Source organism: Clostridium beijerinckii, assembly GCF_008705175.1.
GTDB lineage: Bacteria > Bacillota > Clostridia > Clostridiales > Clostridiaceae > Clostridium > Clostridium beijerinckii.
Genome location: NZ_CP043998.1, coordinates 1,095,252 through 1,107,111, shown reverse-complemented (window position 1 = coordinate 1,107,111; position 11,860 = coordinate 1,095,252). Strand labels below are relative to the sequence as shown.

Genomic DNA, 11,860 nt, shown 5'->3' with positions numbered 1-11,860 from the left:
AATATCAATAAAACTCAATTATTATTCAATATATTTTACTTTTTATATACACTTATTATTTTTTTATTAAAATAATCCCTTTATTTTTATATATTTAATATATTTGTTGTAATTCACAATACACATTTCACATTTCACAATTACGGCTAAAATTCTTGCAATATTTTTAGAATTATCATGAAGAATTATTTTTGCAATATATCTATCATATTAAGTTTTATAAATAAAACAACTATCTGTACTATAACTAATTCAAAAAATAACAGTGCACATTAACCATTTGTCTAAAAAAATATTTAATGATATGATAACTTTAAAATTACTTGCCTAGTTCCCTTAAAATAAATAAATCTAAAATTATTTATAATTCCTTATGATTTAAAATGAAGGAGAAATGCCTAATGATAGACTTACACATTCATACAAATAATTCTGATGGAGATTTTGATGTAATAGACATATTAAAAATGTCTGAAGAAAAGAATTTAGAATTTATTTCATTTACAGATCATCAATCTGTTGATGCATATAAAAAAATTAGCAACTTAAATATAACTAATTTATACAGTGGTAACATAATTAAGGGAATTGAAATCGCTTTTTCATTTGGCGGAATCAGCATGGATATGCTAGGATATAATATTGATATTGATTCTATAGAAAAATCAAGAATATTACAAGTTAATAAAAATATTAATGTTATTGAAAAAGAAATTTCTAAATTAAATTATTTAATAAATGTTTGTAATGAACTAAAAATTCTACATTCCTCTAATTTAAATATAAATGGCAGAAATACTCCTGCTAACGATGTTATTTGCGATGATATTTTAAGCTATGATGAAAATTTGCATATTCTAAAAAAATTAGAAATTACTGATAGAACTACTTTTTATAGAAAACACTATTTAAACCCTAATAGTCAATTTTATATAAAGCCAACAGAAGATCTTCCAAATATCTATGAAGCTGCAGAAACCATTCATAGTTCAGGCGGTAAATGTTTTTTAGCTCATCCTTATGTATATGACGTAGATAACATATATAATTATATCGACAGTATTGTCAAATTAAACTTAATAGATGGTATTGAATGCATACATCGTAAGCATTCTCACTCACAAATAAATGAAATAATTAATTATTGTGACAGCCATGACCTGTTAAAAAGCGGAGGCAGTGATTTTCATACTTCAGCTCATACATTAGGATTTGGAAATGAAGGTAAAATACCAATTAATTATCCCATAGCTAAAAACTGGCTACAATAATTCATTCATATTTATTTAGCTTTAATAATATATTGTGAACACCCTTTTATTATATACCTTGAGTTTCGCTTAATAAGAATACAGATAAAGTGAACCCTTTTAAGTAAATCCTCTTCTAGCATTTTCAGCTTTCTCTACTTAATTGGGTTCACTTCATAATAATAGTTCTTATAATTTTCATATAAATATATTTTTTTATTTTATAATTATCTCTTTTCCTTTATAGGCTTTCCATATCCATATGCACCTTCAATCATGCAAATATCTGCCGAATAATTACTTGCCTTTTCAAATGCACTAAGTATTTCATTTTCAGTTAATTTATTATTATCTTTCCACCCGAATCTTAACAAAGTGACAATAAATGCCGCGATGAACGAATCTCCTGCTCCCATTGTATCCACTGGATTAACTAATTTTACCTTTCCATTATAGTATTTATCGCCATCAAAAAATACTTGTCCATTTTTTCCCATAGTTACTAAGACATACTTACATCCAAAATCATGAATCTTCTTTTGAAATATTTTTATCTCATTTATATTCATATTCTCACATGAAAATAAAGCTAAATCTATATATGGACATGTCTTCTGCAAATAGTCATCTGTTCTATACTTATCTTTGGTAGAAAAATCAAAAGTTATTATTGAATCTATCGCTTTTAACTTATATATCTGATCTTCTAACTTTGCATTACAACTACTATGTATGAGATCAAATTCAGCTAAATACTCTAACTCATCCTTTTCAATTCTTATAGGCTTAGGCCAATTTGCTCCTATATCAACATTTAATAGATCTCTCTCCCCATCAATTATATTTATATCACACCTTTTTGTGGTTCCATTTTCCAACTTTCTACATTTTGATATATCAACCCCTAAATCTTCTAAGGAATATTTTATTAACTCTGCTTCCTCATCATCCCCAAATACTCCTAGATACGCAGAATCAACTTCACATTTTTTCGCATTTACTGCAAAATTTATTGCATTTCCTCCTGGATACATCATGTTCTTATTCATATATCTATCTATTACGTTGTCTCCCAGTCCAATAACTTTCATAATATTATTCCTCACTTTCAAAAAGAGGTTATCCTAAAAGTTAATTTTAGGATAACCATTATTATTATTTTTAATATTCAACCTTTCTGTAGTAACGTCTTATTTCTAATGAGTGATTACGTATTACTTCTAGGTGCGCACTTATCCTTCCTAGTATTGCCCACATTACTACTGGAGATAATAATTTCCTATATTCTTCACTTATTCCTGGTAGTTCATAATCCTTTGTATCAAATACTGTAAATTTATCAGTATAATCAACTAAGAACTTTTCTACTCTGTCATCTAATGGTCTAGTTTCTGCCTCTGTTTTTAATAAAGTTGCACACACATCTTTTTCAATTAGTTCTATAGTTCCATGAAAAAACTCTGGTGAACTTACAGATTTAGTTCTCAACCATTGGGATTCTTCTAATACACACATTGAGTATGAATAAGTAGTTCCCCAAAGGTTTCCAGACCCAATCCAAATTTGATATGGATCATTTTTATATTTTTCTGCATATTCTCTTGCTTTTTCATCGCTTGCTTTTCTAACATGGTTCAATGCAGCTGGTAAGCTTTGTAGCTCTTCTGCAAACTTATTATAATCCGTAAATTCGTGATTGTTATTTAATAACTTACCAATTAATATATATAGAATTAATTCTTGTGGTCTACCATCCTTGTATACTACTGAATATGTTGATAGTTCTTCTAGGATAGAATTCTCTTTCCCAATTATAGAAATAGTAGTAACTCCCTTTTCCTTTAAATACTTTGCTGCTTCAACAGTCTCTTTTGTATCCCCTGACTTGGATGCTAAAAAAGCTATTGATTTATCAGTTATTTGAGAATTTCCTGTTAATAATAATTCTGCTGATATTTCTGAGTATACAGGAATCTTAGATTTTGTTTTAATCATATATTCAAATGGTTGCATCATTGCTATAGATCCACCAGATGATGTAAATAATATATTTTCAAATCCTTTTTCTGTTAGCTTGTCTGCTATTTCTTCAATAGCCTCCCTTTTACTATAGATATATTCTCCATTTTCTAGCATCTTTTTTTCATCAAATTTAATCATAATATCCTCCTAATTTTTATATATTGATATCTACGTAATAAATATTTATATAATTGCATCTCTAATATTAAGCTGCAAATATTCCTAAAAATGTGCCTAATATGCCTAATGCCATTAATCCTATTAGTATATATATAACTTTTAATTTCCTCTGCAATAATGAGTAAATTATAGTAGTAAGCCCAAGAGGAAGAATATATGGCATTATTCCATCTATTATCTTCTGTATTTCAACAGCACTATCTCCAGTTCCCATCATTCCAGCAATTTTAATGTTCACCATTCCAGGTATCATTGCTCCTATTATAATTAATCCAATTATTGAAGCCCCATATGTTAACTTAGGCATTAATCCAGAGTCTTCTATTTTTTCAAGAAACTTCGTTCCAAATTTATATCCACTTATCATACAGACATATCTAACAATAAATTGTGGTATATTAAATAATAGTAAAAATAATATTGGTCCTAAAATATTTCCTTGTAATGATAATGATGTTCCAACTCCTGTAGCTATTACTCTCAACGTTCCCCAAAAAAGCGAATCTCCTATTCCTGCTAAGGGACTCATTAGAGATGCCTTTACGCTGCTTATTGAAGATGTATCAAAATCTTCATTATTTGCGTTACTCTCCTCCATTGCTGTAGATATCCCTAATACTAAAGTTGATACATATGGTGTTGTATTGAAGAATTCCATATGCCTTTTTACGGCCTCTATTTGCTCTTCTTTTTTCTTATAAAGTTTCTTAATAATCGGCAGCATAGCATAGCAATACCCCATATTTTGTTGGCGTTCATAATTCCATGAATATTCTAAAGCAAGGCCTCTCAAAAACATCTTCTTAAGATCATTTTTAGTAACTTTAACATCATTTGATTGTTCTAAATTATTAGAAATCTTCATCTGGCACTACCTCCTGTTTTTTTACATTATTGTTTTGTAATCCCACAAGAACTATCGCAATGATAGTTGCAAAAATTGCAATACCTAACATAGGTATTTTCAAGTATGCACTAATTGCAAATCCTAATACAAAGAATATCACTAATTTTTTTGTTAAAATCATTTGTGCTAAAAGCGATATTCCTAAGGCTGGAATAAATCCTGCTGCAACTACTAACCCATTTTGTACAAATTGTGGAATGCTATCTAGAACGGCGCTCATAAATGGGCTTCCTAAATATAATGCTAGTGCAACAAAAATTCCTCTTGGTAAGCTCTTTACTACAAATCCCCCTAAAAAGTGCATCCTACTTACGCCGTTGAAATTTCCCTCTTCTACATATTTATCTGCTTTATGAAGAAAAAATGGCATTACAAAAAGTGTCATAACATTATCAACTAATAGAAATAGCGTTGCTATTGGAAATGCCAATGTCAATGCAACTTCTGCTCCTTGCCCTGTTGCTATCGCAAAAGCTGTACCTAAGATCCCTCCTGTTATAACATCTGGAGGAACTGCAGCACCTAATGTAACTGCTCCAATAAATGCCATTTCCAGAGTTGCTCCCATTATAATACCTGTTTGTAAATCACCCATAACTAATCCTACAAGTACTCCTGTTACTATTGGCCTTGTTATTAAGCATGATCCTAAACACCATTCAAACGTAACAAACATTGCAATCAATCCTACTAAAATAGCTTGAGTCATACAATTTTACCTCCTTATAATACGTTTTTAACTAAAATTTTCTTATCACCTGGAACCTGTCTTATCTCTAATTCAATATCTCTATTTATTAGTTCTTGTAATATTCTTTCCTCCTCCTTTGATATTGGAACTGATTTAGTGATTGTTCTTGTCCCTTCTCTAGGCATAACACCTCCTATATTAATTGATTTTATATCAGGTAATTCATTGCTTAATTTTGCTGCATCTTCTATTGTTTCTACTATAATGAATAACTTATATTTATCTGTAACTCCACTTTTTATAGCCGCAATGGAATCCTCTATATTCTTAATTACTAATTTAACCCCATTAGGTTTAGCCAACTTTATTGTTGTCTTCTTTATCTCATCTTGCATAAGTTTATCATTTGCAATTAATATACAATCTGTGTTAATTTGTTGAGTCCATGCTAATGCCACTTGTCCATGTAGCAAACGATAGTCCACTCTTAATAGTTTAATCATATAAAATCACTCCTTTAAAATTCTTCGTCTCTAATTGATTTAGCCGTATGAAATGTTTTATTACAATATTTTATATTCTCTTGCGTATTTTTAATTGTTTCTCCAATTAATTTTTCTGTACTTTCTTCTTGGCTTGTTATTAATTCAATTACAAGTGGTAAACACATACTCGATATAATGTGTAAGTTTTCATAATTAATGTATTTCATAAACTCATTATTTACACTTCCTCCGAAGATATCCGTTATTACTATTAACTCTTCCCCATATTCTAAATTATTTATGACCTCCTTTACTTGTTGGCTTAAATTTTTTTCGCTACTTATGTATGCACAAAGTGTTGATATATTATCTTGTTTTCCTATTATTATCTTTACAGATTCATGCATTCCATCTGCAAGTCTTCCGTGACTTGCTAATAAAAATCTTCTCTTCAAAATTTATCATCTCCATCCAAACTCATGATATTATAAATCTTATTTCACTTCTCATAGCATTATAAAAGCAAGAAGCGTGCCAATGTCTGGCACGCTTCTTTATTCTTCACTATCTCTATCACTTAAAACTCAGTATTTTCAGTACTTTGATACATCAAAATATCATAAATAAATCCTATCTCTGGTAGATTAATTTTGACATTATATATTTTTTCAATGACACTAAATGAATTTTCTATAGTTTTTATCATATCTTTTTGACACTCTATAAAGTTTTCTAAGTTTGGATACACATCTATTTCTTCGTGCCTTATCAGTCTTTCTACTAAACAACTTATGTGAACTAATAAAGCAATTTTTTTCTCATTATTTAATTTCTTTTTCATAGCTATTTCTAAGTTATCCAAGCATTCCTCTATATTTCTTAGCAATTTATCTGTGTCTAATATAGTTAATGTATCTATTACCCTTCTTAATGTAAAATTGTGAACTATATTATCATTAATAGTTTTCAAGTCATTTTCATCAGCTATTTTTTGGAGTATACGTCTTAATTGATTTTCGCCTCTTCCAGACATTAAATCTTCTAAGGAAATATAATTAATATGTTTAATTTCCGGATCTGCAGTACCTACTATAGTTAAAACATCATACAATTGGAATAATGCTTCATTCATTCCAAAAGTTTTTAGCCTCTCATAGTCATGTGCTATGACCTTAATCTTAAGTTTTTCTGGGATACTGTCCTGCAATAACTTCTGAAGTTGTAACGCAGTTCCCATACCAGTAAAACAAGAAGTTACGATTACCTTTTTCTTATTTTCTTCAGGATATAGAATTTTATAACTTGTTTCATTATGCTCTTTTAGATTTTCCACAAGTTCTTCAAGATAGATTTTATTTTTTAACATTTCACCAACAAATAGCGCCATTTGAGTAGACACATTATTAATAATTACTACTGGACCATTTATATAACTATTTATGCTTTCATATATATCATTTAGCGAACCCATATCAACAAGTATTACCAATCCTTTAGATACATCATTTTCTTCAATAAAATTTATTAACTTTTTTGCTATTTCATCCATTTTTATATCAATAGGCATATCAAAAGCTTCAAACATATTCATTTCTAACATTCTATTTGCTACATTTGCAATACTACTAGCTGTTGCATAACCATGAGCCAAAATTACAGTTTTAGTTCCGTTATTAGATTGCTGAATATTTAAGCTTTTCAAATAAAAAGATAAAAAAATCTTATCATCTATCGTAAACTTAATATCCATCTTGCTCTCAATAAGCTTAATTAATTTAATTGCAATCTCATGTTCTAGCTTATTGTTTTTTAAAATATAGTTATACAAACTATCTCTTAATTTTCTTTGTTCCTCATTCCATTCTAATGAATCTTCACTCTTTATATATAAAAAATATGATATTGCATAAACGCTGTTACCATTAAATTTTATATTATAATTTATCTCCATGTATCTAAATATCTCTTGAATACTCGCTGTTATGTATTGAATCATAACATTTTTATTTTCTTCTTTTCTTTCAAATATTAATTTATCAAACAAAGCATATACTTCTTGAAAAACATTAGTCTCAAAATACTCAATGCTTACATTTTTCTTTTGAATATCATTAAAAAAACTCATTATTTGAATATAAGTATTCTTTATTAGTTGCTGCCAATTCCCATCTTTTTTTAATATCATTGGTATAGTAGTATCTGGTAAAATTAATATATATTCACTTTGTTTTATCTTTATATCAGATTTCTTAATTGAGTCTTCCAACAACTCTTCTGGAAAATCCAATACCCCTAACTGTATCATTTCTGAATTTATTTTTTTAGTATAAGATTTAGCACATACATATTTAACTGTGTTTTGCAGTTCACCTATATTCCCTTTAAAGTTATAATTCAACATTAGATCTATAGCCCTATTTGAAATTGAAATCTTTTTATTTAATATTTTCGCTTCTTTTATTAAAAATTGATATATAAATTGAAGTTTTTCATCGGTGCCACGCTTATCTAGATCTGGTATTGAGACTGATATAGGAATTCTTCTTAAAAAAGTTCTCAAAAAATTTTCTGATAGTGATTCTGTTGTAGCAAAAACTAGTCTAACGTTTGCTTTATGCCATCCTGAGCTTTCACCCATTCTTCTAAAAACCCCTTGATCCATAAATGTGAATAACTTCTCTTGTCCTTCCTCGTTTAGTCTATGCACTTCATCTAAAAAGAGTATTCCTCCATCAGCTTCCTTAAGCATCCCTTCTTTTACGCTTTCTGCCCCAGTGAAGGCACCTTTTATATATCCAAAAAGATTTGCCGATAATAATTCAGGGTTATTATAATATTGAGCACAATTAAATACAATAAATGGGGAATCTTTTGATATTACTTGTTTTTCTACCGAATAATTATATATATACTTTGCTAAAAGACTTTTACCAACTCCAGTTGGCCCACTAAGTATAATCGGTAATCCGTTATTAGGATAAAATATAGATGTTTTTATTTGTTCTAACGCTTTTTCTAGACTTCCTTTAAATCCAATTAGCTCTGAAAACTTGTCCTTTTCTTCATCTAATGGTTTTTGAAAAAATAATTCTTCAATGCTATTATATTTGTTGCCTTTTATTCCAAAAAAACACTTTTCAAATTGACTATAATGCAAAAAATAAACAGGTCTTGTATTAATTTTTATTATCTTACCTTCGTCAACCATTTGATTTAAATAATGGCTTACAGTATTTCTCTTAACATCAAACTTCTTTGCAATTTCGCTAGCTGTAAACCTAGAATTATCACCAGCTCTTCCAAAGTAGCATGTTTGCTCTTCCAAATATCCCATTATATAGTCTAACAACATATTTATCACCCTTATATATTATTTTTGAGAAATGAAACAAGAGTATATAAATAAAAAACTTTTTTATATTATACTATATTTTTCTACATTAGAACTATATCTTAACTTTATATTTAAATATTTTCACATGACCTGTACTTTCCTTTTTTATAACTTACAAGAAATATATAGTCTCAAGAATAATCAAGTACTCTTTTACAGATATTTCTATATTAAATGCTTCTTCCATTGGTTTTAATATTTCTCTAACAAAATTATATTTATCTTTATTCTCATCTAACATTTTCTCACTATACTTGCGATATATAATCTTTTCGCCACTTAACATACGCTCTATTACACACGCAATGTGTAATATTAACCCTATTAGTGCAGAACTATTAAGTTCAACTTTATTATTTACAAGACGTATGTAAAAGCTTCTAAAACACTCGATATACTTATATGAATCTATATTTACATTTTCTCCAATTACTTCTCTCATATCATATATCTCTTCTATTAGATTTAATCGTGATTTTAATAGTTCTACTTTTTTCTTATCAAAAATATCTGATGTTGATATATACAACAAAGACTCATCATCTGGTTTTACCGCACTTACCACTGCCAATATATCCTTTTCTGCCTTTATTTTTTGTATATTATGATTGAATTTTTTCTTGTTTACTATGTCTATATTAAGTATGTCGATGTCATTACTAGTGATTTCTAGTTTCTCTTCCACAATTGGCTTGAGTTTTATAGCAGTTCCTTGTCCTGTAATGCAAGCTGTTATAATCACCTTCTTTTTAAGTGTTGAATTTATACTAAAATTATCTGCATAACTTCGCACTATATGTGGATTTAAATTTATGCAGCAATCATAAATTTCCTCCAATGATGCTTTTAATGTTGCTTTTCTTGTAGCTTCAAGAACAATAGGTGTAGACACCATTTCTATTGTTTTTACCGGTACCTTTGTCTTTTCGTAAATCATATCCCCAAATAAAACAAGAGATCCCATATCTACTAACAGCAATACTCCTCTACCTTTATCTATTTCTTTTACTATTTCTGTTAAATTCTCTAGTGCGGTCTCTGGTTTCTGATCCAATGGCATATCATATCCTATAGCATATTTCTCACCCAAAAGTCTATTAGCTACATCGGCCATTGAACTTGCTGTATACTCTCCGTGCATAGCAACAATAATTCCAACACTACTCTCATTTTCATAATCCTCTTTATCTATACATAAAAACATAGTTATAAATCCAACTTCATCTTCTGGAATTCTAATATGAAATGTGCTTTCAACTTTTTCTTTCAAATCATACGAAATTTCATATTCCCTAGGATGCATCTTTTTAATATCTTCAAGTTGATGATTTTTAATTTCTTTTCCCTTTAAAATTCTTTCAACTGTACTTGCTACATGCATTGATAATCCATATAAAATTTTACTATCAAACTGCATTAACAATTTTTCACTAGCCTTGTTTAAAAATTCACTAACTAGATCTACAATTTTTCTATCAACAACTTTATATAATTCTTCTAAATTATCCTTATCTATATTCAGTATATATTTTTTAAAATACGTATCTATATCAAGACTCATTATAAGTTTTATGTCCTTTTCACTTATTCCATTAGACTCCAAAAGTTTTCTTTTTTCTTCTAATGCTCCATAAAAATCAACTATTTTTATATCTTCTTCTTCTCTTACATTATTTTCATCCAAACAAAACTTTATAACATCTTGATTCACAAACCTATCAATTTCATTTCTTTTCTCTTTATACTTAAATAATCCGCTAAGTACATACTGAGGCAAATATTGGCTATGAATGCATATGTTCTTATCTCTTTTCATCATATTCTCAAGAAAAGCTTTTGAGCAGCTTAGTTTTATATCGCTTTTGAGTTGTCCAATATTGTTAGAACAGTTGTATAGTAAGAATGCTTTTAGCGCATTTGCTGTAATACCTATGCTCTGCTTAATACAACTCACTTCTATCTTTAAAAAGTTTTTAATAAGTTCATATCTTTCTTCTATAGTCCTATCTTTTAATGCTGGTAACCTTATAATCATAGGAATCCTTCTAGTAAATGTTTTCAATAATGCCGATTCAACATTTTCAGTAGTAGCACATATTATAAGTAGTTTAACTTTATATTCTTCCTCAGAATCTCCAAGCCTTCTATATATGCCCTTATCAATTATTGAAAATAGCATTTCTTGACCTTCCGATGGTAATCTATGAACCTCATCCAAAAATAATATTCCTTCATTAGCTTTTTCAACTAATCCTATGGTGTCTCTGCTAGCACCAGTATATGCCCCTTTCTTAACACCAAAAATGTGACTTACTAGTAGCTGTGGATTATTCGCATAATCTGCACAGTTAAATGAAATAAATTGTGCATTGGCTTTTATTTTGCCAATTTCTTTAGCGTACTTATACATAACTTCTGCAAACATTGATTTCCCTGTACCAGTTTCCCCTAAAAGAAGAGTATGAAGTCCATTGGGAGGATATATTATAGCAGCTCTGGCCTGTTGTGATGAGTTTTTCAGACTGAAGCTAGTTCCAATGATGTTATCAAAAGCATCTTTTAAAACTTTTTCTATGCATTGCTCTATCTGAATATCCTCCGCCTTTATTTTATATAGTACCGGTTTCTTCAATATCTTTTCTATTTTTCCATCTCTATAAAGTTTATTTAAATCACTAGATACGTTTGTCCTTTGAATATTCATTATTAATGAAATTTCTGTAGCTGAAAAACCGTTGATGCATCTACGTTCATTATATTCCTTACTACACAGATCCCTTAGAACTTTATAAATATTATCAATCCTTCTCATTGCTTTTCCCCTCATATCCTATTCGTATAACTCTCTTAACGTTAACACTCTAGGTACGTAAATTAAATTTAAATATCTTTAACTAATAAGCTTATTATACATGATTTACCATAGAATTT

9 protein-coding genes are annotated in these 11,860 nt (G+C 28.8%); 1 reads left to right on the top strand and 8 read right to left on the bottom strand.

What is annotated here, in order from left to right; all coding sequences use genetic code 11:
* The first annotated feature begins 401 nt into the window (after window positions 1–401).
* Entirely contained in the window at window positions 402–1,271 is an 870-nt protein-coding gene (locus F3K33_RS05070; RefSeq protein ID WP_023975269.1) for a PHP domain-containing protein, read from the top strand.
* Window positions 1,272–1,477: 206 nt separating this feature from the next.
* Here the strand turns inward: F3K33_RS05070 and F3K33_RS05065 are convergent, their stop codons facing one another.
* The 8 genes from F3K33_RS05065 to F3K33_RS05030 all read right to left on the bottom strand — a co-directional run bounded on the left by F3K33_RS05065 (window position 1,478) and on the right by F3K33_RS05030 (window position 11,741).
* The gene (locus tag F3K33_RS05065) at window positions 1,478–2,341 is read right to left on the bottom strand and encodes a PfkB family carbohydrate kinase (protein WP_023975270.1); all 864 of its coding nucleotides are present in this window, start codon (window positions 2,339–2,341) and stop codon (window positions 1,478–1,480) included.
* Window positions 2,342–2,411: 70 nt separating this feature from the next.
* On the bottom strand, window positions 2,412–3,410 hold the full coding sequence (locus F3K33_RS05060; RefSeq protein ID WP_011968302.1) for an SIS domain-containing protein: 999 nt from the start codon (window positions 3,408–3,410) through the stop codon (window positions 2,412–2,414).
* Window positions 3,411–3,477: 67 nt separating this feature from the next.
* Window positions 3,478–4,317 (bottom strand): PTS system mannose/fructose/sorbose family transporter subunit IID, encoded by an 840-nt coding sequence (locus F3K33_RS05055; RefSeq protein WP_011968301.1) that lies wholly within the window; start codon window positions 4,315–4,317, stop codon window positions 3,478–3,480.
* A complete protein-coding gene (locus F3K33_RS05050) occupies window positions 4,304–5,068 on the bottom strand; it encodes a PTS mannose/fructose/sorbose/N-acetylgalactosamine transporter subunit IIC (RefSeq protein ID WP_039773900.1) in 765 nt (254 codons plus the stop codon). Before F3K33_RS05050 ends, F3K33_RS05055 begins: the two co-directional genes overlap by 14 nt.
* A gap of 14 nt (window positions 5,069–5,082) precedes the next feature.
* Window positions 5,083–5,553, bottom strand: a complete 471-nt coding sequence (locus tag F3K33_RS05045) for a PTS sugar transporter subunit IIB (RefSeq protein WP_011968299.1) — start codon at window positions 5,551–5,553, stop codon at window positions 5,083–5,085.
* Between the two features lie 14 nt (window positions 5,554–5,567).
* Window positions 5,568–5,990 (bottom strand): PTS sugar transporter subunit IIA, encoded by a 423-nt coding sequence (locus F3K33_RS05040; protein WP_039773901.1) that lies wholly within the window; start codon window positions 5,988–5,990, stop codon window positions 5,568–5,570.
* Between the two features lie 122 nt (window positions 5,991–6,112).
* Window positions 6,113–8,887: a sigma-54-dependent transcriptional regulator gene (locus F3K33_RS05035; RefSeq protein WP_039773902.1), complete on the bottom strand. Its 2,775-nt coding sequence runs from the start codon at window positions 8,885–8,887 to the stop codon at window positions 6,113–6,115.
* 154 nt (window positions 8,888–9,041) lie between these two features.
* Window positions 9,042–11,741 carry a sigma-54-dependent transcriptional regulator gene (locus F3K33_RS05030; protein WP_039773903.1) on the bottom strand — a complete coding sequence of 900 codons (2,700 nt, stop codon included), beginning with the start codon at window positions 11,739–11,741 and terminating at the stop codon, window positions 9,042–9,044.
* Between the last annotated feature and the right edge of the window lie 119 nt (window positions 11,742–11,860).